25 protein-coding genes and 2 pseudogenes are annotated in these 20828 nt (G+C 45.8%); 6 read left to right on the top strand and 21 right to left on the bottom strand.

Annotated elements, in window-relative coordinates; genetic code table 11:
• From AC1HDP_RS18300 to AC1HDP_RS18220, 17 genes are all read right to left on the bottom strand, one after another.
• Entirely contained in the window at positions 1–1392 is a 1392-nt protein-coding gene (locus AC1HDP_RS18300; RefSeq protein WP_479640003.1) for a conjugal transfer protein TraH, read from the bottom strand.
• Between the two features lie 163 nt (positions 1393–1555).
• Positions 1556–2020 (bottom strand): type-F conjugative transfer system pilin assembly thiol-disulfide isomerase TrbB, encoded by a 465-nt coding sequence (gene trbB, locus AC1HDP_RS18295; protein ID WP_479640002.1) that lies wholly within the window; start codon positions 2018–2020, stop codon positions 1556–1558.
• Positions 2021–2045: 25 nt separating this feature from the next.
• The gene (gene traF, locus AC1HDP_RS18290) at positions 2046–2858 is read right to left on the bottom strand and encodes a type-F conjugative transfer system pilin assembly protein TraF (protein ID WP_479640001.1); all 813 of its coding nucleotides are present in this window, start codon (positions 2856–2858) and stop codon (positions 2046–2048) included.
• A gap of 71 nt (positions 2859–2929) precedes the next feature.
• Positions 2930–4708 (bottom strand): type-F conjugative transfer system mating-pair stabilization protein TraN, encoded by a 1779-nt coding sequence (gene traN, locus AC1HDP_RS18285; RefSeq protein ID WP_479640000.1) that lies wholly within the window; start codon positions 4706–4708, stop codon positions 2930–2932.
• Between the two features lie 3 nt (positions 4709–4711).
• A complete protein-coding gene (trbC, locus tag AC1HDP_RS18280; protein WP_479639999.1) occupies positions 4712–5437 on the bottom strand; it encodes a type-F conjugative transfer system pilin assembly protein TrbC in 726 nt (241 codons plus the stop codon).
• A 9-nt stretch (positions 5438–5446) separates the two neighbouring features.
• Complete coding sequence (gene traU, locus AC1HDP_RS18275; protein ID WP_479639998.1) at positions 5447–6457, bottom strand: conjugal transfer pilus assembly protein TraU; 1011 nt, start codon at positions 6455–6457, stop codon at positions 5447–5449.
• Positions 6444–6860, bottom strand: a complete 417-nt coding sequence (locus AC1HDP_RS18270; RefSeq protein ID WP_479639997.1) for a hypothetical protein — start codon at positions 6858–6860, stop codon at positions 6444–6446. Before AC1HDP_RS18270 ends, traU begins: the two co-directional genes overlap by 14 nt.
• Positions 6847–7554 carry a type-F conjugative transfer system protein TraW gene (gene traW / locus AC1HDP_RS18265; RefSeq protein ID WP_479639996.1) on the bottom strand — a complete coding sequence of 236 codons (708 nt, stop codon included), beginning with the start codon at positions 7552–7554 and terminating at the stop codon, positions 6847–6849. Before traW ends, AC1HDP_RS18270 begins: the two co-directional genes overlap by 14 nt.
• A gap of 1 nt (position 7555) precedes the next feature.
• On the bottom strand, positions 7556–7918 hold the full coding sequence (locus tag AC1HDP_RS18260; RefSeq protein ID WP_479639995.1) for a TrbI F-type domain-containing protein: 363 nt from the start codon (positions 7916–7918) through the stop codon (positions 7556–7558).
• Positions 7918–10527, bottom strand: coding sequence for a type IV secretion system protein TraC (gene traC, locus AC1HDP_RS18255; protein WP_479639994.1), 2610 nt, complete (start codon positions 10525–10527; stop codon positions 7918–7920). Before traC ends, AC1HDP_RS18260 begins: the two co-directional genes overlap by 1 nt.
• Before the next feature lie 98 nt (positions 10528–10625).
• The gene (gene traV / locus AC1HDP_RS18250) at positions 10626–11045 is read right to left on the bottom strand and encodes a type IV conjugative transfer system lipoprotein TraV (protein ID WP_479639993.1); all 420 of its coding nucleotides are present in this window, start codon (positions 11043–11045) and stop codon (positions 10626–10628) included.
• Between the two features lie 15 nt (positions 11046–11060).
• Positions 11061–12563, bottom strand: coding sequence for a TraB/TrbI/VirB10 family type IV secretion system protein (locus AC1HDP_RS18245; protein ID WP_479639992.1), 1503 nt, complete (start codon positions 12561–12563; stop codon positions 11061–11063).
• Positions 12560–13399: a type-F conjugative transfer system secretin TraK gene (traK, locus tag AC1HDP_RS18240; protein WP_479639991.1), complete on the bottom strand. Its 840-nt coding sequence runs from the start codon at positions 13397–13399 to the stop codon at positions 12560–12562. The genes AC1HDP_RS18245 and traK overlap by 4 nt, the downstream gene beginning before the upstream one ends.
• The gene (gene traE, locus AC1HDP_RS18235) at positions 13396–13965 is read right to left on the bottom strand and encodes a type IV conjugative transfer system protein TraE (RefSeq protein ID WP_479639990.1); all 570 of its coding nucleotides are present in this window, start codon (positions 13963–13965) and stop codon (positions 13396–13398) included. Before traE ends, traK begins: the two co-directional genes overlap by 4 nt.
• A 48-nt stretch (positions 13966–14013) precedes the next feature.
• Positions 14014–14316 (bottom strand): type IV conjugative transfer system protein TraL, encoded by a 303-nt coding sequence (gene traL, locus AC1HDP_RS18230; protein WP_479639989.1) that lies wholly within the window; start codon positions 14314–14316, stop codon positions 14014–14016.
• Entirely contained in the window at positions 14316–14711 is a 396-nt protein-coding gene (locus AC1HDP_RS18225; protein ID WP_479639988.1) for a hypothetical protein, read from the bottom strand. Before AC1HDP_RS18225 ends, traL begins: the two co-directional genes overlap by 1 nt.
• Positions 14712–14795: 84 nt before the next feature.
• Positions 14796–14969 carry a TraY domain-containing protein gene (locus AC1HDP_RS18220; RefSeq protein WP_479639987.1) on the bottom strand — a complete coding sequence of 58 codons (174 nt, stop codon included), beginning with the start codon at positions 14967–14969 and terminating at the stop codon, positions 14796–14798.
• A 94-nt stretch (positions 14970–15063) separates the two neighbouring features.
• Between AC1HDP_RS18220 and AC1HDP_RS18215 the strand changes: the two genes are divergently transcribed.
• Positions 15064–15702, top strand: coding sequence for an XRE family transcriptional regulator (locus AC1HDP_RS18215; RefSeq protein WP_479639986.1), 639 nt, complete (start codon positions 15064–15066; stop codon positions 15700–15702).
• A 437-nt stretch (positions 15703–16139) separates the two neighbouring features.
• Entirely contained in the window at positions 16140–16892 is a 753-nt protein-coding gene (locus tag AC1HDP_RS18210; protein ID WP_479639985.1) for a hypothetical protein, read from the top strand.
• Positions 16893–17499: 607 nt separating this feature from the next.
• On the opposite strand, the gene AC1HDP_RS18205 is transcribed toward AC1HDP_RS18210, so the two are convergent.
• Entirely contained in the window at positions 17500–17673 is a 174-nt protein-coding gene (locus AC1HDP_RS18205) for a DUF4113 domain-containing protein (protein ID WP_479639984.1), read from the bottom strand.
• Between AC1HDP_RS18205 and AC1HDP_RS18200 the strand changes: the two genes are divergently transcribed.
• From AC1HDP_RS18200 to AC1HDP_RS18190, 3 genes are all read left to right on the top strand, one after another.
• Positions 17666–17851, top strand: coding sequence for a type II toxin-antitoxin system RelB/DinJ family antitoxin (locus tag AC1HDP_RS18200; RefSeq protein WP_479640026.1), 186 nt, complete (start codon positions 17666–17668; stop codon positions 17849–17851). The genes AC1HDP_RS18205 and AC1HDP_RS18200 overlap by 8 nt on opposite strands.
• A gap of 199 nt (positions 17852–18050) precedes the next feature.
• A complete protein-coding gene (locus AC1HDP_RS18195; protein ID WP_140933051.1) occupies positions 18051–18323 on the top strand; it encodes a type II toxin-antitoxin system TacA family antitoxin in 273 nt (90 codons plus the stop codon).
• Positions 18320–18817: a GNAT family N-acetyltransferase gene (locus tag AC1HDP_RS18190; protein WP_479639983.1), complete on the top strand. Its 498-nt coding sequence runs from the start codon at positions 18320–18322 to the stop codon at positions 18815–18817. Before AC1HDP_RS18195 ends, AC1HDP_RS18190 begins: the two co-directional genes overlap by 4 nt.
• 184 nt (positions 18818–19001) lie before the next feature.
• Here AC1HDP_RS18190 and AC1HDP_RS18185 read toward each other — a convergent pair whose 3' ends face one another.
• Complete coding sequence (locus tag AC1HDP_RS18185) at positions 19002–19571, bottom strand: hypothetical protein (protein WP_479639982.1); 570 nt, start codon at positions 19569–19571, stop codon at positions 19002–19004.
• 3 nt (positions 19572–19574) lie between these two features.
• Complete coding sequence (locus tag AC1HDP_RS18180; protein WP_479639981.1) at positions 19575–19826, bottom strand: helix-turn-helix domain-containing protein; 252 nt, start codon at positions 19824–19826, stop codon at positions 19575–19577.
• 2 nt (positions 19827–19828) lie between these two features.
• Here AC1HDP_RS18180 and AC1HDP_RS18175 point away from each other — a divergent pair.
• Positions 19829–20239, top strand: a pseudogene (locus tag AC1HDP_RS18175) (Tn3 family transposase); the annotation flags it as partial.
• A 307-nt stretch (positions 20240–20546) separates the two neighbouring features.
• On the opposite strand, the pseudogene AC1HDP_RS18170 reads toward AC1HDP_RS18175, so the two are convergent.
• A pseudogene (locus AC1HDP_RS18170) lies at positions 20547–20828 on the bottom strand (restriction endonuclease-like protein); the annotation flags it as partial.

Genomic DNA, 20828 nt, shown 5'->3' with positions numbered 1-20828 from the left:
TTATTGCTCCCCAAACGATAAATTACTTTTGGCTTTAGCGCTCATAGCCCCAGTGATTTGCGTTCTGATTTTCTGGCTTTGCATAATGAGTTGGTGCGCTGCAATCGCTTCTGTTTGGGCTTTTTGAGTGAGTCCATCTAAGAATTTATTCGCGCGTAGAATGTCGCGTTCAATCAGTTCAATATCTTTCGGGTCGTTATTGGTGGCAGTGATTGACGTTCTCACAATAGAGAGCATATTTTGCAGGTAGATAGTGACAAATTGAACGCTGATAATTTTTGCGTAAGCCTTGGTTTCTGGGGCTAATCCTGCCTCTAACTCCGTGCGTAAAAACACCATGACGGGAAGCGTGGTGTATTCCAACAATGCCTTGTCATTATTGGTCAGTGCAACATCATTTTGCATTTTTTGAGCAATAGACGTGAGCATTGTCTCAACGCGATACTGCAATCCTTTGGTGCTGGAAATGGTTATTTTCCCTTGCGTGGGTGAAATACACAGCTCTGCTGCCTTGTTGTCACAGACGTATGTTTCTGCTTTTCCACCTTCAAGCAAACTATTAATGAGGTTGTTATTGTCGGCCAGCAATGAGCCGTAACGCTTGCTGTTTCCTGCGGCATCGTAAATATAGGTGCCTGAAATGGACATTAGAAATTCGGCCAGTGTTGGGTCGCTTGCCAGGAATGAGTTTTTCATAATGGCTGCCCACACGAGATTGGTATTTTTGCGCACCATATCTTTAAGGGCAGGGTCATTTTTGGCATTATTGAGTTGGTTATCCGCTTGACCGCCTGCGCCGCACTGTTGTTGTCCTGCTACCCAATCCGCGAATGCGTTGTTTTGCGTCCCCATTGTTGAACAAATAAATTTCTGACTACCAGCCCCCGTAAACCCCGCTAAAGCAGACACGCCCGCTTGCGCGGCTTCGCATGAATTGATTGACTGATTAAGGTACTTATCAGCAATTGAAATTAGGTTATCTTTAATGGCTTTGAGTTGTGGCGCCCATGTTTGTAATGCTAGCTCTACGGCAAATGGTACGGCGTTACTAATAATGGCCTTCCCTTGCTGAACCAGTGCGTCTGAGCTGATATGGCTAAAACCGCCCATAAACATATCAATGCCGCCGCAGCCTGCGGCAATGCTTGGCGCTTGAACACTAATCAGTTGCGCGTCCCTGATGGTGCTACGAACAAAGAGGTTGCCGCCGCTGTAATAGTTGGCACTTTGGCCTTTAAATGCCCCAGGATTGGTGACGTTTGTTCCGTAGCCAAGACCATCAAAGAATTGGTCTAGTGAGCTTGATACGCCAGCGCTATGCGCCATAGGGCTGGCAAGTAGGCTCATTGATACCAGCGTGGCTAATAATGTGCGTTGTTGGATTAATTGCATGTGTGCTCACCTTCTTTGTGTGCGCGTGAAAGTGTTGCACGAGTTTGGCACCACCTCGTTAAGTGGCGATGGATTTGACGGCTAAGCAGCGCGTGAATGGGCTTTAGTACCCACTCAAAGATAATCAGCACGGTTAACAAGCTCAGTACCAAGGAAAAATCTATCATGGCTGTGCTCCTTGCAGGCTGGCGACAACGAGCGGGTCATTCAAACTTTGCTGGTAGCTTTGTTGCAGTTGCGCCGCCGATACATCACCAACACTGAGTCGTACAAATTTGCGAGTGTTGACGTTAATTAAAAACGTAGCTGGCACGGTAATGTTTCGCGGGTTTTCAAAAAAGGTGCTCGCTATGTCGGGCGTTGGCGGAATAGGGACTTCAAAGCCTGGGATGCCTTTGCTGTCGAGTGAAAATGCGTAGGTGAATGTTCCTGTTTGCGCGGCTAGTTGCTGTAATTTAGGGGCGAACTGGTGGCAGTAGGGGCAATCAGAGCGAAAGAAAAACACCAACGCATAATCTGCGGGATTTACGGCCTGCTGATTGTGCGTTGAGGTGCGAGATTGAGCGTGGCTGCTGGTCGATAGCAATAGCGCCATTGCTGCCAGTAGAGTGTATTTAATGAATGTCATCGTAACGTCCTTTACAAAATAGTTATTAAAAATCAGGGGCAAAATCAGTCGCTACATTGAGGAATCGTCCGAGCAAGTCCTCTTGTGCGATAAAGCCGTAGGCCAATGGTTTCATTACCCCTGTTGCGGGATTGACTAACACCAAGGCGGGGCTAAATGGCACGGTAATATGCTGATTGTTTTCACGGGTGTTGTTGATTGCTGTGAGTCGCTGGCCGTCTAAGGTGATGCCTAGTAATTCAATGCCGTGCTCTGTGGCAAATTGTTGGACGCTAGGAGCAAGAGCTTTGTCTATCGGCTCATTGCCTTTGTAGACAAAGAACAAGCCCCAGCCTTCATTGGCAAGGCTTCTGACTGCGCGGATTTTCTTGTTGCGCTCAAGCGCGAGGTAGCTGCTTCTTGCCGCTTGCTCTGTTGGGTGGTCTTTGGTGTACGACAATGACGGGTTGTCGAGTAGCACCTTTTTAAAGGTCATACCGTATTGTGATGATTGCTCGGTAACAAACTGATTAAGCAGCATCGAGCGCTCAACCTTTTTTGCATCCTTTGGATTAATCACGGCGTCATTCACTGTGTCGTCATAATAGCGTTTGAATGACTGCATTTGCTCTGTAGGTGATAGCGTTTGAGTGCGAGTAATCGTTACGCTAGGCGCAGGTGCTTGCGTGGGTTTAGGTTGTTTTTTTACGGGCGCAGGCTCGTTGTACCAGCGCCAGCCAGGGGCGGCACTGGTGGCAGCATTTACTGGTAATGATGCAGGCAAAAGCAATAGCAATAGCGATAACACCACTAACGCACTTCGTTTGTTGGCCTCAATCAAGCGTGTTTTTGTGGGCAAACAGGCAAAAAGCGCCTGTGTTCCCCATCGAAAAACCCGCTTAATCAAGGCTCCATTTATTAGTCGTGTGCTCACCGTTTACCTCCTACACTTTCCGTTAATCTGTCGATGATTTCCTTGGGGTCGGGTATGTTTGTTCCTTCTAGCATATCGTTGTAGAAGTCTGAAAAATCCATGTTATCCATGTTGATTTGCTGCAATTGCTTGGGAGATAGAGCGCTACAATTAGGGTGCTTTGGGGTGCCGAAATTTAGCCCCAACTGATGGCGTCCATCTTCTTGCACGATACGCGCAAGCATACTGTCAAACGCGCAATACGATTTCTTCTTGCGAATGCAGACACCTAGCACTTTTTCAGCGCAATACTGACCAAGGCTCACCGTGATTTTTTTATCTTTGGCGTCCCCTAGCGCTTTTTCTTCTTCACTGCATTTAGTAATGCCAATATCAGTACCCCAGCCACCATCTTGGCAGCAGTTACTCATACCAATAGGTTTGTCGGTGCATGACATGGCCGTGCCTTTGAAGATGATAGGTGAGTCGTCCGTTACGTTTGCCGCATTCGCTACATCTTGACCCGCTTCGCCCACCGCCGCTAATCCAGCCGCCGCGCTATTAAAGTCAGTGCTTTTTTGTATATCGGGGTCGTAAAAGTCGCCGCTTAGTGCAAATGAATCTTCACCGCAGACTAAGCCTACGTCTTGGCATTGCTGAACTTCGCACTGTCGTTGCTCTTTTTGGGTGATGCAGACGCCCTCAATCAACGTATCGCAGGTACTCGATTGTTTGATGCACTCAGGCAAGGATGCGCAGGTGTTAGGGGTGTTGCATTGGTAAGTCAGTTGCTCCTTCCAGCAATCAAGCGTGACGCTGACGCCATTAATGACGCGAGTTTCTTTGCCCTCCGTGCATTGGCTGGCAACTTGTTGGCATTCAGGCAGTAATGTGCCGCAACTGTTGCTGGTGCCAATCTCAATGTTTTTTTCTGCGGTAATGACGGTGATAGGCAGGTCTATGACGTAAGCGTGATCCCCTTCGGCACCAAGATAACGGGCACCTAAATGCACTATCACCGCTTGACCGCTTTGGTGATGGTCAACATTGAGCGTGCCATTGATTGACGATTGGCAAAAGAATGATTCGCAGGTGTTGTCCACGCTACTGACAGGAACGCTGCCAAGCTTTACGCCGTTCAATGCAACCGTTAATGCGGTTGGATAGCCAAATGTTGTGAACGTACCCGCGAAACGAAGCCCTGTGACCACCGCGCTAGTGTTGGGCAAGTTGATAGTAAATGGCGACTCCCCAGACAATACGAATGAGTGCTCAACTCTTGATGAAGTAATCGCGCTCACGTCTGGCGTGAGATAGCATTGCACGGGGTTATTAGTCGGCACGGTGCAGGTTTTGACCACAGTACCTACATCGCAGCGCAACCCCTTTTCGCAGTCGTGATATTTTGATGAAATGCCATGACTGATATTGTAAGCATCGTCTTGGTAGCCAATGGCGGCGCGGTACGCTGGGTCGTTAGGGTCAATTGCAGGTCGCCCTTTATTAAATGATGCGGTGACCGCCTGTGATTGTTCATTGCTTGCCGCCTCACGCGCAGCATCACCACTTAATGCTGACGGGTTGTCCTGATAGCGCTTTTCATTTGGATTGGCGACTTGTTGCTTACAGGTTTCATCCGCGCAAAAACTATAAACATCAAAATTGCGAAACTCGCTTTTATTCTGAGTGTTACCTATGGAGTCTTTCGCCCACTGCACATTGTTGCGGTAGTCAGTCTCAGTGCTGGCTTGCGTAGTCATGGCAACCATGAGCCAGCTCAGTGTTAATAAACGCATTGGTTAACCTCGCTTTGCTAACGCATTGGCAGCAACATCGGGAACTTCACCGTATTGCGCTAAGATTGATAGGGCGTCATACATAGAGACGTTGCCGTAAACCACATCAAAATCATTAGGGCTGCACGGGTCATTCATTTGGCACTTGCCAGGCTTAATCGCTACAAATGCGGGAACTTGTGTTATCCCAAATTGCGTAAACCACTTTGGGTTAATGCCAAAGCCGCTATTAATCGGTTTGTTTTTATTATCAATCAGCGCATTCATTTGCTTCACCGTGGCAGTAAAACCGTGAGGCTGAACGCCGCGCACAATGAGCGGTATTTGCAGTTGCTCACTTTGCATGAGCAACTGCGTTAGACTGGTTTTTGGCATACTCAAGGACACAAAGACAATCACGCCAGCGGCATTCTCTTGCGGATTGCCACCTTCAAGTTTTAGAGTCGCTAACGCCTCGGTGAGTTGGTTTTTGCTTTGCTGTTCAAACTGCCGCGCTTTTTGTAATAAGGCTTCTTGGTTAATCTCAGGCATCGGCTGAACTTGCCGCTCCCTTTCGCTCAGCGCTTTTAGCTCCTCAACGCTATAACCTGCGGCATAAGTGAATGACGATGCGACCACACTCACTAATAGCGCTATATTCAGCAAGCTATTGATAGCGTGTGAAAAAACAGAGTTATGCACAAAATTTGTGCATAACTTGTTGTTAATATCGGTAATGTTGATTGTCATGGTCGCCACCTACAGGAACACGCAGTTGCGTTTTTTGAAGTTAATAAAACCGAAGTTGTCGCCGGTCACGGGGTTGTCATGGCCGCTTTCCCAAATCGCGGTTGTGGTGGTGTAGGGATGCGCCCATCCTGCCGAAGATATGGCATTGGTCATTTGATAGCGGTAACGAGATTTAGGCATAATTGGCATTGGGGTTTGATAACAAATCGCGCCGTCAGTGCCGTGAGACTCCCACACAATCCCTTGGCGGTGGAGTTTGTAATTCAGGCGTTCCATGATTAATGTCGCGGCCTGAATTGGGGTGTCGCGGTAATTGGTGGTGCCTGTTAACGGGTAAGCACTTCCTTGAGAACCCATGCACCAAAACAGCGCGTCAAAAGGCAGCACTTTATTGGTTGAAGTCGCAACGGCTTCTGTCGCGCAGGCCAATTGCGCGGCTACATTGCCGAACAGTATGGATTCAGGATTGAGGATAAATGACAGTTCATCGTCATCCCAAAGTGGATCGATTTCTGTGAGGTAAGCAATGTCAAACTGATCAATAGACATGCACGCCGCGCTCATAATGAGCTGTAGCCAGAACATGACAGGGTACTTGTACCAATGCGCATGATAAAAACCTGCGTCAGAACTGTCCCCTTCCCTGCTGGTTACTCGGCCACCGATATTAGGGTTATTACTGCTGCCCAGGCTTAGCCCCATGTTTACCATGCAGTACGGTACGCGAGTAATATCTACTAATGTGTCTGGCTCCCAATAACCAATATTCAGCCCCACCTGCACGAAAATCGGCGGCGGCTTAGGGCAGATAGAAATTGGTAACGTGGGGTTTCGCGTATCTGGCAATCCCCCAGGGATTATCGGTACACTGCCAATACTCATTGGGAAAATACACGACCAGCAAATATCAGAAATAGGATTAACAAATGACCCCGTACACGCTGCCCCTGCATTCGCATTAGGCAATGAACCCATTACGCTAAGAGCTAGTGCTAGTGTTGCGCGCTTAAAATTCCGCATAATCCATTTCCTCTATATACGCAGCAGTCACAAGCTTGTTGAGTTCCAGTAGCTCAATGCAGGCGGCTTGGTAGTCCAAGCGCGGAGTAATGTCTTGTTCGCGTAAATACGGGTTCTCATGTTTTTGGTGTGACGTATCCCGTAAGCGATTGCATTCACTGCGCGTAAAGGCGGTTTGGTAGTGGTAGCTGCCGATATAAACAAAGGCGTTAATGCACTCGACAACTAAATCTATTACGTCATTGTGTTCATCAAATTTCGAGGGCAGCTCAACGGCTTTTAGTTGCGTTAATTTGGGAAGAACCCGTTTCTTAATGTGCCTTTCTGTAGGCCACAGGCTTAGAAACTTATGGATCACTTGAATAGAATTAATATATGACTGCTCAAAATCATTGGTCAGCATTGCCTGCCTCCTTGATGAATGTTGGAAAATGAGACACATCAATTTCAGTGACTTGCCATGCTATGCCCTCTTGCTTAACGACTGAGGGAACGTGCTTAATGGTAAGGGCGCGGGTCAGGTTGCCTTGTTGGTCAAAGTACGTGCGAGAATTAAGTTGATGGTGCGCCGCTTCTGGCTCACCACCCGTTAAAATCCATTTGATATTGAGTTGTGACTCCCCTTGTGCGGTTTGATATTGTTTTGCCCACGCGATTTGTTGTGGATCATCACCATCAAAAAACACTAAGGTTTTATTAAACTGAAACTGTGCTTGGTTCGCTTGTGACATTGACGGCCACGTTTTAGTGTCAAAGGGATTAATTTGAGTGCCTTTGGGGTACATCACCTTGCCGTTGTGGTCGGTAATATCGGCAGCTAGCGTTAGCGTTGGGTCAACGCTAAAAGTAGTGGGCGATGTTGTTGTCGTTAATCCCACGGGGCGCGGACGCTTTACGCCCTGCCTGACATTTTCCTGAAATTGTTCGCGCATACTGTCCAGCTCACCCGTTTGCTCCAATGTGCGCAGGCGGTTTTCAATCCACTGCAACATATCTACTTCACCAATCGGGAATACTTGCCCTACTACGCCTAACGGTTTGGCAGTTAATGGCAGCAAAGGACACAGCGCTAACAATAAGAACGCGAATTTATTCATGTTATTGAGCCGCCCCAGCGTGCTTGTTGTTTTGTGCTTTTAGTGCCTGCAACAGCGCGTCTTGAATGTCACGAGTGGCGTCCTTAACGCCGCTAATCACCGCAGGACTTACGAGAACTACGACACTGTGTTGCTTGGCATATTCAGCGACAACAACATCTAAGGTTTGAGTAAAACGCTTAATTTCCTGTTCACGTTTTTCATCAGATAAATCGGTTTGCGCTAAGTCAGATTGAAAGGTATGGATAGTGTCGTAGATATCGAACTCCACAATGCGCGGAGGCATGACGGATACCGTGATAACAGACACAATAATCATGCTTAGCAGGGTGGTGAAGATAACCAGTAAGGGGATAGGCTTCATTAAGCAACGTCCTCTAACGGTGACTGTTTTGCGCGTTCTTGCGCTGCGGCATCGGCTAAAACGGCATCGAATTTCGCCATGTCCTCGGGATAAAACTGTTGCGCGGTTTGCTCAATAGCTTCAAGCAACGGAACACCTTGATTAATCAATTTTTCGCAACACTCAAATTCTTTGGGTTCAGTGGATAGCATGGCGCGAGTCCATGGGTCGCTAAAGACTCGATGAAATGACGCCCGCCCCCCAGCTTTAAGCATGACGCACGAATGCCCTGCATCGCTGGCACGTGGGAATGACTTAATCATTTGCTGCTCAAAGGGGGTGAAATGGTCAGGGTGTGAGGCGATAAAATCATTAAATCCATCCCCTTGGCGTAACGTGAAATGAATGTCTGAGCTATTCATAGCGGCTTCAGATTCGGCGTTGGCAAAAAAGTCTTTTTCGCCTTGAGTTACAGTGGTAAAGCTGCCGCCAAACTTACGCACGGTGCGGTAGCCTTCGTTGATAAATTCTTTGCTTTGCTCGTTAGAGCCACTCATTAATGACCAGGCTTCTTCGATAATGCAGATTTTTGGTATAGAGCGTTGTCCTGCTAAAAACATTTGCTGGTTAATTGCCACCATCAGAGCAAACACTACTGGGCGCAACTCTTCACCTTTAAAGCCGTCCAGCTCTAATGTGGTGATATGGCAATTAGGATCTAACATTGAGGGCTTATTAAATAAGTCGCCAAAAATCCCAGTCGTGCAATATTTGTTAAGTTGCGCCGCAATGTCGCTAATGCGGCGGTCATTCCCTTTTTCTGCCGCAATTTGGTACAAATGAGCTTGCACATCATCAATGAGCGTATTGTTGCCGCAGGCTCGCCAAGCGTTCAAAATGGCGTCCCCTAACATGGCACTTTGGAATCCTGACAGTGTTTCATTGGGTGATGCCATCGTTGCCAGTAACGCAGTGATGTTGCTTAACACTACGGTAATAGGGTCAACCGTGTTGCCGTCATCATCGGTGATGGTGCCAAACGTCCCAGACTCTTTGACTTCTACGACATTCCCCAAATGAGTGAAGGGGTTTAGAAATATTTTTGACTTGTTTAAGTACACGCCGCCGAGGGTTTGAGTGAGTTTCTTGTAGCTTTCGCCTTTGTCTAAAATCCACACTTTACCGCCACGGGAAAAAATGGACTTAACCAGTGCTTGAGTAAAAAAGGATTTTCCCGCCCCTGAACCACCAGTAACTGTGATGTTGTAGTTATCACTGCCGCAATTGAACGGGTCAAAAAAGCTCAACTGGTGGCGCATGGTTGGGAGTAATAAGCCCCCTGAGAGGCGTTGCGGGTCGGTTACGATAGGTAGAAAATTCACTAAGTTGGAGGTTTTCATCATAAAGCCAAGACCTGCTTTTAATGTGTCGCCCATAAACCCCTCACTCATGGCAAACGGCAACGTAGCCAAGGTGTTTAAGCCTTGCAGCATGTTAGTGCGGATTAAATCAAGTCCCGCTGTGCGGAATGTGTTTAATGCCTTTTTGGTATGGTCGCGCTGTTGCTCTGGCGTTGTGTACAGCGTGACATTCATAGTCATTGTGCAAATTTTAAATTCGTGGGCGGTTAAGCCCAGTTGGATTTCTTTTCGTTCGGCTAATTCATCCACTGCGCGGGGCATTAATAGACGCATTGGTGAATTAACGGTTTTGTTCAATGACGTGATTTTGCTGTCGTTCTTGGTTTCTTGCTCGCCTGTATTGTTGATGAAAAAATTCACGCTTATACGGTGAGGACACTGTAAGTTGTTCATGGTGGCTTGCAGTGATGCTATGCAGTTAGGGAAGGCGTACAGCCTAAAGTCGTTAGGCAACAACTTTAGGCCAAGATTGACCAATGTTGTGTTGGTGTCGTTGTCGTTATTGAGTGGCGTATGGCGTGAATTAACGCAATCACGGTTAATAATGAACTCACTGTCAGGGCTAAGCACCTGAGTATTAATCGGTTGATATTCGTTGTAGTTAGCGCTAATTGGTCTATCTTGCGCAGGATTGAAATTCAGGTGCTCACGGCAATGTTCAATTAATTCAGCCGCAGACAAGCGGCTGATGCTCATGCCTGTTTGTGTGAGTTCTGACTCAATATCTAGGCGCATATCTAACAGTGCGGCTTTGGAGTCAGTCGTAGACACAAAGAAATAGCCGTTGTAATTTTTCAGGTCATAACGGTAGGTGCGATTGAGTCGAGTAGCGAAGCCGTTGGTTGCGCTGTATTTGGCGTAAATGGTCTCGTTGGCGGCGAACTTGTCGCAAATTGGACTGCGGCCACTGAGCAAGTTTTGATTTTGCTCTAATATGCCACCCACCTGATTGTTGCCAACCAAGACAAACTGATAATTCCATTTATCCCCTTCTGGGAAGGTTTTGATAATGGCATTAAACGACTCAATCAGTTCTTCGTTCGCGCCTCCAAAGAGTGATATGGAAAAGCCAAACCCGAAAGAATTGGCATTTTCAAACACTGCCTCTATATCATCAAAAACGCGATAAGGCAGCTCCTGGTGCATGTGGTTGTTCGAGTGTTTGCTCGCTGCAAACAAGCCCGCTAAATCAGTCTTGATGTTCTTCATTCGTGCGGCTCCTTCGCGGGGTTGGAGTGCGTGAGAGCGCCCTCAAGTATCAATGTAATGACACCTAACATGTCCCGCTTGAGATTGTTTAACATGGCTTAGTCCTTCTTAATTAAGCGCGCAGGGCGACCTGTCCAGCGACTTTTGTCTAACACTATGTAAACGTCAGTCGTGTCCACGTAATTGCCGCTGTCATTGATGAAAGGGAATACAGTGATTTTTTGTATGACTTCTGATGTGCGCAGGGGGAAGCCGTCACGGTCACGGCGAGGCAGAGGGCTATCAAAGGGGGCTTTTCCTGGCAATGGTGGCAAGGCGTGAATGACTGAGCTTGCGTTTGAGGGGTTGAATGCGCCAGTGTCAATGAGTTCCCTCACTTCTAGCATGTTGGTACAGCCAATCCCGCCTACGGTGTCACAGGAGTATTGGCTATCTAAACCCGCAGCACAGCCTGAGAGCGTTAGCGCCATGATGGTTAGGCTCAGAAAGTTACGGGCAGTTGTTAGTGGTGTGCTCATTTTGATTTCCTCAAATTAGTTCGTGCGACCAAAGGCTGAAACGGTCGGTTGCTGCTGCCCTTGCTGGTTAAAGTTCAGGGTGGCTTGGCTAGTCGGCGGCGCAATGTGTGGCGGCAGGTTTTCCATGAGTGGATTACTAATGGTATTTAGGATTTGCGCGGTGGCTGATTGCGGGGCTTGCTGTTGGTTTGCGAGTGCTTCTTCGTATTCCGCAATGCCTACAGGGTCAAGTGGGAAGCCTTTTAGAAATACGATATTTACGACATTGCCAGGATTGAGTTCAATAATCGGATGGTATTGTTCGGCCAGTTTGATGTAGTAATCGGCCAATTTGCTGCCTACGCTTGCAGTAGCGGAGCCTGCGAGGTTTAGTAGTGCATCACCACCGCTAATACTGGTGGTTGAGCCAAGCGCAGAGGTAGAAGTCGTTTCGCTTAATGCTTTACCTGTTTCGCCTAGTCCTGTCAGTAATCCCGATATGCCCGCCATTTGCACAATTTTGCCGTTCTTCATAATCGCGGTGCCGCGAATGCCGTTGCGACCGTAATTAAAGACGGTTCCCTCGACAGGAATATCAATGATTTCATCATCGTTAACACAGCTCAGGCGTTGCGTTCGTACTATGCCGCGACTTGATGATATTTCACCGTAGGCCGCGCCTATGATGGTGCAGTTGTTGAGTTTTGATGGTGTGCCGTTGGGTAAGATGCCTGCGTTAATGGTTTGGAATGTCATTGGCACAGTATCGCCTTGACCATTAACCCCAGCGTTTGCGTCTGCGCCGCCTGTCACTACGGCTGTCACAAATGAACCCGCTGGAACATAATTTTCAGGGGTGCGTTTTTTAGGTAGGTTTTGCTCTGGGCTGTCCCAGTTGAGGGATACTGAATCTATGCCGTTTTGGGTGGCGTGGGTCGCAACGTCAGGGCTAAAGTTAAACTCGTCATCGTAGCGTTCACCCGTGCTGGGGCGAGGCGGTAACTGGTATTGCCCCAAAAAATTGCCGTTTGAGGGTGTCCCTGCGGTATTGGGGTGCGCAATGACCGTGTTGTTTGGCTGGTTAATGACACCTAATTGATTTTGCTGTTCAAGTTGCTCCTCAATTCTGTCCGTCATATTTTGTTGCAGTGACTCAAATGAGCGTTGCAGTTGTTTAGCGTTATCGGCGTTATTCTTTTCTATTGCGGCTAATGACTTTTCCAGCTTATCAATGATTTGCTGTTGTTTGTCGATAGTGTTTTGTTGCGTAGTCAATGCTGATTGATTGTCGCGCTCTGTAAATTCCTTGTCGATAACAGAGCCGAAATCAATGGCGGCTCTTGTTGTCGTATCAGCCTTTGAGCCGCTTGCTAAATACACTTCAAGGCCAAGGTAGGCAATGCCTGCAATAATTGCGAAAACACCGAAAATGTACCAATTGCGTTTTTTGTTATCTTCGTTCAGTGCATTCCCTGACTCAAAGTCGCCTGTTGGGTCGGTTTTAAAATAATTCATTAACTGAGTGAGTGGGTTGCTCATAATCCTGCCTCCCCGCCTGAAACCACAAAGAGGTAGCCAGTTTGTTGGGTTAGCAGTGTGTGAGTGGATAGAGCTGATGCTCGAACTGTTGGCGCGTAGAACTGCGCTGTGGTGAGCGTCATTTTTTCAGGTGAATGATTAGTGAGGCGATAAATAATCCCGTTAAAGTGCTTGCCAGTAAACATGACCGCAGGCTCTTGGCTTAGCCCTGTCGGGCGCTCGATTGGCTCCTTGGTTTTGTAAGTTGCACGAGTGGAAAACCCTTTTGCGCCGTGGTGACGGGCTAGGTAGGCTAATTCTTCTTTGGTGGTGTCAATGTGATGAATGCGGTAGCCATTCACAGGTGCGCCAGTGGCGTGATAGCGCATCATTTGCGTAATGAACTCTGTCATTTGAGTGGTGTAAGGCGTTTGCTTATCAAATACAGAGGGTTGTTCTTCACGATAATGCTCAGGCGTAAAGATAGACGTTACCGCAGGCTTGGCTTTCGGAGTGATGAATAGGCCGAAGTGGCGATTTTTTTGCGTGGAAACGTAGGCAGTGAATGGTACTGCTAAGTTGAGATTGATTTTGGCTGCACCAGAGCTATCGGCTTTTGCTCCCGTGATGACGCAAAACCCTTGAGGGCAATCTATTGAGGTGATTTTGTCGTTGGCAACAATGAGGCGGTTAATGTCCACGCTTGAAAGCTCAATATGAACGGTTTCACTGTCATTAAATGTGTAGTGCGTTGGTGGTGTGTTTTTGGCGAATGCTTGCAGAGGTGTGATAGTGAGTAATAAAGCGCCGCTTGTGAGTGCTAGCAAGGGGCGTCTGTGACGTTTTATACCGTTCATGGTTTTTCCTCTGGTGTTAATTTCTGAATGGCGAGTAGCGATAGCTGCCCGTTGTCGTAATCCATTGATACGATGTAACTGGCGGTTTCAGTAGGTAACGCACGCTTGCCCACATACTTGTTGAGGTTGCCTGTGAGCTTGACCATGTTGTCACCTAGGGCTACTTGCGCCTTGGTAATCGTGAAATGACTGCTGATGTTCTGGCGCTTGATAGCGATTTTTTCTTCTAGGAGTTGTGGTTGGACTTGGTGCCAGCGTTGCTCATTCACATAGCCTTCAAGCTGATTGTATTGATAATCAACTGAGCCAGGTGTGACGTTCAATTTGAGCAAGGCAAAGTAAGTCGCCATTTGTTGCAAGTACGCGCTATCAACCCCAGTGTCTGAGATAGTGAACGCCTGGCTAATTGTTGGCGGGGTAATCGTGCGGCTTTTGTTGGTGTAAGCCTTTAGCACAACAGTGGCTAATATTGCGTTGCTTAACATGGCAATGCAGAAGCCAATGAGCAGCAGCGAGTTAAGGGATTTAGTAATAGATAGAAGGTCTAATTTGTTGCTGTTAAGCATAAGGTTTTCCTTGGAGCGCCTAACTGCGGCACTCCGAACATAGGAGGTTTAACGCAGCCAATATCTGCGACACGCAGCAGGAGTGCGTTTTAAGAAAGGTTTGCTGAACTCAGTCGGAGCGTACCAATACGCTGATAATCGCAATACGCTCATGCCAAACTGACGTTTTAGACGGCGTATTCCCGTGAACCAAACCGCCGCCAGCGCCATGCCGATAAGCGCTTGGTTGGCGGTGAAAAGCAGGCCGAACATGGCAAGAGCTGGCGCTAATTCGTCCATCGGAAACCCTATCAACGTCATTTGGTTGTTAAGGTGCTTAGGGATGGAGAAAAATTGCCGTGGGTTATCCATTACATGCCTACGACTTTCAGGCCAGCATTCACGAAAATCATGCCAACAACGAAAGCACCGATAGCGGCAGGCCAGTTTTTAGACACAAAACCAGTCACTACAGCAATCACTAAGCCTGCAGCTAAGATGCCAAACTGAACGGTTGAGCCTGTGCCTACCGTGGAGGTGATTTCATCTTTTGCTTCTGCAAACGGGTCTGCTGCATAGGCCAGTCCTGGATAAGAAAACAGGATAAATAAGATTACGCCAATGATTAGCGTTACTAGAATTTTGAATGCGAGATTGCGATTCTCAGGGGTGTAGCATTTTGGTATGAGCGCCGCTAAACGAATGGTTTCAAGGTCTGCCTTGAGGCGAATATCATCACGTTCTTGTTGGGTTAGTTGTTGTGTCATCATCATTTCCTATTAGAAAGCGCTGCAATGCGCGTTTATGTTTTTTAGTGTGATCATGCTTTTTGATCGCACTGAGTAAAAAAATTAGGTTTTTACTTTCTTCTCAACAAAGCCCGCTTCTTCAAAACGTCTCAAGTGGTCAGAGATGCGCATTTGAGCTTCTTTGCTTTTGCTTCGCTGGTTTTTCCTTGCCGATGCCGTCAACACCTTGTTTTCTTGTTCACTCAATATGATGTTTACGTGGGTGACTTTGGGCATTTAGCGAATTCTGAGTTCATGGTGGTTATTTTTGGATGTTAAACTTTCCAACAAGGAAAGTAAAGAATCCGCTCACTTTCTTATACTTTAAAGCATGAAAAAAATTGCTGATAAAATAAGAAAGATACGCTCGGACTCCAATCTAACTTTAAGGGAGTTCGCTAGTATGATTTCGGTTACTCATTCGTCCATTTCTCAGTGGGAAAGGGGGTTTTCTGAGCCAAAATCAAAGCATTTAATAAAGATAAGTAAGTGTTTTGATGTCTCGTTGGAGTGGCTTACTGATGGAGCTCTGTCGTCTTCGACAGGTCAATCCACGCTAGATGGTTTTGGTTGCTTAGTCCCGTATTTCCCTGATTTATCGGTGATTTCGCTTAGTGGTGGTGTGCTTAATTCTGAGCTACAATCTGTGATAAACATTCCTAATAACGTGTTATTTAATAAAAAAGCGGATGATATTTATTGCTTACAAATTTCTGGTAATAGTATGGAACCTTTAATTCCCAATGGGGCGATAGTTGGGGTTGATAGGTCTGACACGAAAATCGTAGACGGCAAGGTCTATGTGTTAAAAAAACAAGACTTTGTTACTGTTAAGTTTGTTATAAGGCAGCCTGATGGAGTGCTAGTAAAGAGTTGTAATAACTTTTATGCAGACAAGTTCTATTCAATTAAGGAGTTCAAAGGGTTTGAGGTTTTAGGTCGAGTTTTTTGGATTTCTTTGGAAATATAAATTTACTTGATAATTTGTAATTTGATATAGATAATATGACTAGGTTTTGATTTAGTATAAAGTGCTCTACATAGAGCCTTTACTGCATAAGTTTTTATGTAGTGTATTTTTACCTATTCAAAACATAGAGTGTGTTGGACTCTCAATCTAACTATATAGCACTCGACAAAGAAGCCGACTTACTCATATGGGTCGGCTTTTTTGTATCTGAATTTCAGTAGATTACACTGGTTGATCTTTTTTGGAGTTTCGATTACATTAGATTTCAATGCTTGGCGTGAGACCCAAGCAACCTAAAACATATGAGAATCTAATAATGAAAAATCAACAGCGCTATTGTTGCGTAAAACGGCACCTATTCTTTTGTAATCCTAGATACATCCAATACAGCACTGCGATCCTAACCCGATCATTAGTGAATATTGTGAGTGTGTCTAATGAAAACCACTAGCACTCCCAATAAGCACATTCAGGCGATACGTGAAAAAGCACGTACTAAGCGCCGAGAACTGCGTGAAAAGCGCCGCTATGCTGCTAATCTGGTAAAATCTACCAAGAAAGCTGTTGGTTCAGCGGATTACATTGCGTCTGATGAAGGCTTTACTAAAAAAAATCGTTTACCACCTCACTTCAAAATACTGATTAATAACAGTAAGAGACTCGTGTTCTCTACGCACAGCCATACCGATAAGCATGGACAGTTACGTACCTTGTCATTGCGTGGGCGGCGTAAGCTATTCAACGTCTTGCTAGTGCTATTGACCAATTGCGACTTTATGTCTGGTCAAGTGGGCAAGCCTAAACTTGACCACATGGATACGACCGGCCACGATGCGTTGATGTTGCAATATGCGCGGCGCTTTGGGGACTCAATATCAAGCAGCACCTGGTATCGCTATATTGCCATATTAGAAAACATGGAAATATTCACCAGTAAAGAGATTAAGCTTTACGCTGAAGATGGTGTTACCGTTCGCTCAGAGCCTTCATATAAGTGGTTATCTAAAGGCTTTCTACGGACGATTGGCGTGTTTGCCGATAGCATCTTGGGAAGCATTAAAGCATCTTATCAAAAGGCGATTAAAAACGGCCTGAGCTTCGTGTGGCGCGAACATAACGCCCCTATCGGACATAGACCTACTCGCGACATGTTCGCATCACACGGGCATCATTCACCCCACCATCAATAACTTATCTGTTTAATTAATCGCGTTAACTCGCGAGGCATTGTCACGTCCGCAGATTATTTTTGACATATTATGTCAATCATCACCAGTAAAACGCTCACACCAGCCCTGTTTTTGACCGACAACTCTTAGTAGATAACCCCTTTTTCGTAGTTTTCTAGTGTGGCCTGATGGTCTTGTGGATAAGCCTTGTATTACCTACACAAAGTGGGAGTAAGAAAAAGGAGTAAGAATAGGGAGTCCTTCTTTTAGCTCTTACGAGCTTAAAAAATAAATACTATAAAAGAATATTATTGAAAGGCATCAACAGCAGGGGATAACAATGCCTAGCCACTTCCTAGCTATCGCTAGGGGCTAGATAACAGCAAAGCCGCGCTGACAGAATATTTTGTCTAATCGACCGTTAGGCTATTGGTGTTTCTGTGTAGATGGTTAGCCTGCGGCGCTTGTCACTTCGTGACTGTCTGGCAGGGAAAGGAGTCGAAATCGAAGCTAAAAACTTTGATTGTGTAACGTTTTCAAGATGTGATAGCAAGTAAAATGGTTAACCACTTTATAGAGGTTTGGAGTAAACAGGAGAAAGACTAGGGGGATTGGCTGCTAACGTAACTCAGCATTTTATTTTTGGTAAGTCACTCCACTTGGTTGTGTATTGTGGGGTTAATCTGTCTCTGCGCATCCCCCATTTTGGTGCTATCCCTTGAGCGGCAACAAATATTGCATCCCGACCATATTTATTATTCAGTTGGTTGTAACTAACTCGAACATAACCAACTCTGGACATAAATTACCATAGTCCCTCTGAGGCATTGCGGCAAATGCTTGAATATGTCGCCACAAGCGGCGCTATGCCATTTAATCCCGTACTGCTAACAGCAGAGGATGAAGCCTTGATCTCCTTGGTTAAAGAGCGTTTAGCGAGCCCTCGAAAGGGGATAGAGGTTTCGCTCGATGATCTATAAGTTAGTATTTGATCCCCGCGCATTAAAGGAATGGAACAAGCTTCGTGCTATTGCACTAACTCAACCGTAATAGATTAGTAAAAGTATCTTGAAACCTTAAATATTTAGCTCGCGTGCCAAAGTGACACAACGATTGCTTATTACACACTTTAAGACCATAATATCCATGTGACATTTTGACACAACAGGAGATAACATTATGGCTACTACTTTGCCTCGCATCACCGCTAGAGTTGATGTCGACACACAAGATTTACTTACAAAAGCTGCTGCTATTGCTGGCATGTCCAGTATTAATTCATTTGTTTTAAGTGCTGCAATTGAAAAAGCCAAACAAGTAATCGATCGTGAGCAAGCTCTAAAACTGAGCCAAGCTGACGCTATGTTGTTAATGGAAGCCTTAGACCGCCCTGCAACACCTAATCCTAAATTGAAAATAGCTTCTGACCGCTACGAGAGTAAAATTCAATGATGAATACGGTGCTTCTAGATAAAGATAAGCACGATAGAAACCGATTCAACTGTGGAGTCGAAGCTCTCAATAATTATTTAAAAGTAATGGCTAGTCAGCAAGCAAAGAAAGACAACACCAGAACTTTCGTTTTGGAAGATGATCACGACAACTCACATATTATTGGTTTTTACACGCTAACAATGACACCAATTGACTTAAAGGCATTGCCCGATAAGTTACAGAAGAAGCACCAATCGTCTACTTCAGGTGGTCTCATTGCTCGTTTAGCTGTCGATGACCGATATAAAGGGAAAGGCTTTGGCGAGTGGGTGCTTATCGACGCACTCCGAAAGCTATTAGCGGCTAGTGACAGCGTCGCCTTTCCTGTAGTTATCGTTGACGCCAAAGATGGTGCAAAATACTTCTATGAACGCTATGGATTTCAAGCGTTTCAACATTCAGAGAAAAAACTCTTCATCACCATCGATGATATCAGAGCAAGTTTAGGCTAAATAACCACTAGCCTTTAGCTAACTAAGCCCACAGTTTGTTATCAAATGTTGTCATTACTAGATCGCTCAAACTAATTTTTGGGACAAAAGCGTGATAGACCAGTTGCTTTAACTCGTCAGTTTCGGATTAAAATTTCTATGGGTTTAACGCCGCATTCAGCTGCTTATCCGCTGCAATGCTTTGTTAGCTTGGCAGCGTGAATTTAAAACCTGTTTCCTTGATGTGATATACAAATGAACGCGTTGTATCAACAATCTCCATACCAATCGTAATGGTCTCACTCGTTCGTTGCTCTGGATCTGATTCAAGTATCAAGGCAACATTTTCACGTATTAATTCAAATGCCCTGTTAAACATGAAAATTACCTTGTCCGAATTCAATACTGCAAATATAGGAGCACCATTTGCTGTCACCCCCATACCGGGACAAAGATATTCAGTTCCATCTTTTACTGTTACGTTCGCATTAGCATGTATCTTTCTTAGTGTTTTATATTCTAACTCAGTCAGAGGGGCTGCATTGCTTCCAGATTTAAAAACAGCCAGTTCCTGAGGCCAGTTCTCGTGGAGAATTTCGATGAGGTCTAGATCAACCCACGCCCCATGGTTAAAGAAACCTAGGATGTGCGCATTAGTTCCAGAAAAATGAATAAACAGTAAGTCTCCCGTTCTTTTAACATAACCATCATTTTCTAGAGTCTGCCCTAGATGGGGTCCGCTTGGAAAACGGAAAATATCCCACGCTAAGACCATTTTTTAAACAGCAGGTATTTGCTGTTTTACTTTAACTCTCAGAATTGTTTGCCGTGTGGTTCTGAATTCCCGGGCAATAGCACTTATACTTACACCAGACTGAATTCGTTCGAGTACCCTCTGTTTTTGTTCTTCATTTAACACCGGCGGACGCCCGAAGCGTTTTCCTGCTGCCTTTGCCCTTGCAATACCAGAATGAGTGCGTTCAAGAAGCAGGTCCCGTTCAAACTCAGCAACCGCAGAAATCACCTGCATCGTCATTTTTCCTGCTGGACTGGTTTCGAGATCCGGGTCTGCGGCAACGGGTACAGGCTGGGCTGAATAAGGATGAGGCCCGTAATGCCCTTGCGCGTGCGGTTTTTATGCATCGTCTGGGTGAAATCAGAGATCGGGGGCTGGAAAATCAGAGTTACCGTGCCAGCGGACTGACGTTACTGACAGCGGCGATCACGTTATGGAACACGGTATATATAGAAAGAGCCATTGAGTCACTGAAACGAAAAGGTGTCCCTATTAATGAACAACTAGTTGCTCATCTTTCTCCCCTGGGCTGGGAACATATTAATCTGAGTGGCAATTACGTTTGGCGCCATAATGTAAAGCTGGGGTACGGAAAATATCGGCCATTACGTACAGTCAATACTGAATTGTACAAAAAACAGTCTTAGCGTGGGATATTTTCCGTTTTCCAAGCGTCCCCCTTTACTGTTTCTGCTATTAAAAAACATGGTTAAGTTGAGCTAGAGCCTCATGTGGGGGTTTGAAGTCCACTCGACCGAAAACGTACGTTAATTGCTATTTCAATGGCTTATGATTAATGTCAAACAAACGGTCATATGTGTTGCTTCTCAAAAAATATTTTCAGGCATAAAATTTGTAACTTTAGCCGTATCATAAACAAAATGTTAGCAACGGTGAGGCTTAGCGTACGTTTTCGTACCGTTGGTGTTCATACCCCTTTTCTTAACGTTACAATCACACCATTGCCTCTTCGTACACTTTGTCAACCTCAGCAAACTTAGTGACGTTCTCTAGGCGAGTTAATGTTGTGATTTTCATCGAGTTTTTCATTGGGCGATGCGGAACATTGGTCACTGGCGTTTGCAGCGAGAGCGGTTTACCTAGCTCAAATAAATAATACAAATCAACAGAGCCTGATTGCTTACCCGCTTGATCTTCGGTAATGGCGTAGCGTGGTAACACAGTGACCCGTTTAACCGGCCAAAGCTTGTCAATTTGCTTGGTTGAACTTTGGAT

This window comes from Shewanella sp. ISS20 (assembly GCF_056522965.1).
The sequence above is the reverse complement of the archived record's forward strand: the minus strand, read 5'-3'. Positions and strand labels throughout refer to the sequence as shown.

What these genes read in the sequence shown, in the direction of transcription:
- AC1HDP_RS18300 (WP_479640003.1), bottom strand. Translation starts at nt 1,392, where the DNA reads ATGCAATTAATCCAACAACGCACATTATTAGCCACGCTGGTATCAATG.
- AC1HDP_RS18205 (WP_479639984.1), bottom strand. Translation starts at nt 17,673, where the DNA reads ATGTCCAGAGTTGGTTATGTTCGAGTTAGTTACAACCAACTGAATAAT.
- AC1HDP_RS18210 (WP_479639985.1), top strand. Translation starts at nt 16,140, where the DNA reads ATGAAAACCACTAGCACTCCCAATAAGCACATTCAGGCGATACGTGAA.
- AC1HDP_RS18220 (WP_479639987.1), bottom strand. Translation starts at nt 14,969, where the DNA reads ATGCCCAAAGTCACCCACGTAAACATCATATTGAGTGAACAAGAAAAC.
- AC1HDP_RS18270 (WP_479639997.1), bottom strand. Translation starts at nt 6,860, where the DNA reads ATGCTGACCAATGATTTTGAGCAGTCATATATTAATTCTATTCAAGTG.
- traV (WP_479639993.1), bottom strand. Translation starts at nt 11,045, where the DNA reads ATGAGCACACCACTAACAACTGCCCGTAACTTTCTGAGCCTAACCATC.
- AC1HDP_RS18180 (WP_479639981.1), bottom strand. Translation starts at nt 19,826, where the DNA reads ATGCAGGTGATTTCTGCGGTTGCTGAGTTTGAACGGGACCTGCTTCTT.
- AC1HDP_RS18190 (WP_479639983.1), top strand. Translation starts at nt 18,320, where the DNA reads ATGATGAATACGGTGCTTCTAGATAAAGATAAGCACGATAGAAACCGA.
- AC1HDP_RS18215 (WP_479639986.1), top strand. Translation starts at nt 15,064, where the DNA reads ATGAAAAAAATTGCTGATAAAATAAGAAAGATACGCTCGGACTCCAAT.
- AC1HDP_RS18225 (WP_479639988.1), bottom strand. Translation starts at nt 14,711, where the DNA reads ATGACACAACAACTAACCCAACAAGAACGTGATGATATTCGCCTCAAG.
- traU (WP_479639998.1), bottom strand. Translation starts at nt 6,457, where the DNA reads ATGCGGAATTTTAAGCGCGCAACACTAGCACTAGCTCTTAGCGTAATG.
- traK (WP_479639991.1), bottom strand. Translation starts at nt 13,399, where the DNA reads ATGAACGGTATAAAACGTCACAGACGCCCCTTGCTAGCACTCACAAGC.
- AC1HDP_RS18195 (WP_140933051.1), top strand. Translation starts at nt 18,051, where the DNA reads ATGGCTACTACTTTGCCTCGCATCACCGCTAGAGTTGATGTCGACACA.
- traC (WP_479639994.1), bottom strand. Translation starts at nt 10,527, where the DNA reads ATGAAGAACATCAAGACTGATTTAGCGGGCTTGTTTGCAGCGAGCAAA.
- traL (WP_479639989.1), bottom strand. Translation starts at nt 14,316, where the DNA reads ATGGATAACCCACGGCAATTTTTCTCCATCCCTAAGCACCTTAACAAC.
- traW (WP_479639996.1), bottom strand. Translation starts at nt 7,554, where the DNA reads ATGAATAAATTCGCGTTCTTATTGTTAGCGCTGTGTCCTTTGCTGCCA.
- trbC (WP_479639999.1), bottom strand. Translation starts at nt 5,437, where the DNA reads ATGACAATCAACATTACCGATATTAACAACAAGTTATGCACAAATTTT.
- trbB (WP_479640002.1), bottom strand. Translation starts at nt 2,020, where the DNA reads ATGACATTCATTAAATACACTCTACTGGCAGCAATGGCGCTATTGCTA.
- traE (WP_479639990.1), bottom strand. Translation starts at nt 13,965, where the DNA reads ATGCTTAACAGCAACAAATTAGACCTTCTATCTATTACTAAATCCCTT.
- AC1HDP_RS18260 (WP_479639995.1), bottom strand. Translation starts at nt 7,918, where the DNA reads ATGAAGCCTATCCCCTTACTGGTTATCTTCACCACCCTGCTAAGCATG.
- AC1HDP_RS18245 (WP_479639992.1), bottom strand. Translation starts at nt 12,563, where the DNA reads ATGAGCAACCCACTCACTCAGTTAATGAATTATTTTAAAACCGACCCA.
- traN (WP_479640000.1), bottom strand. Translation starts at nt 4,708, where the DNA reads ATGCGTTTATTAACACTGAGCTGGCTCATGGTTGCCATGACTACGCAA.
- AC1HDP_RS18185 (WP_479639982.1), bottom strand. Translation starts at nt 19,571, where the DNA reads ATGGTCTTAGCGTGGGATATTTTCCGTTTTCCAAGCGGACCCCATCTA.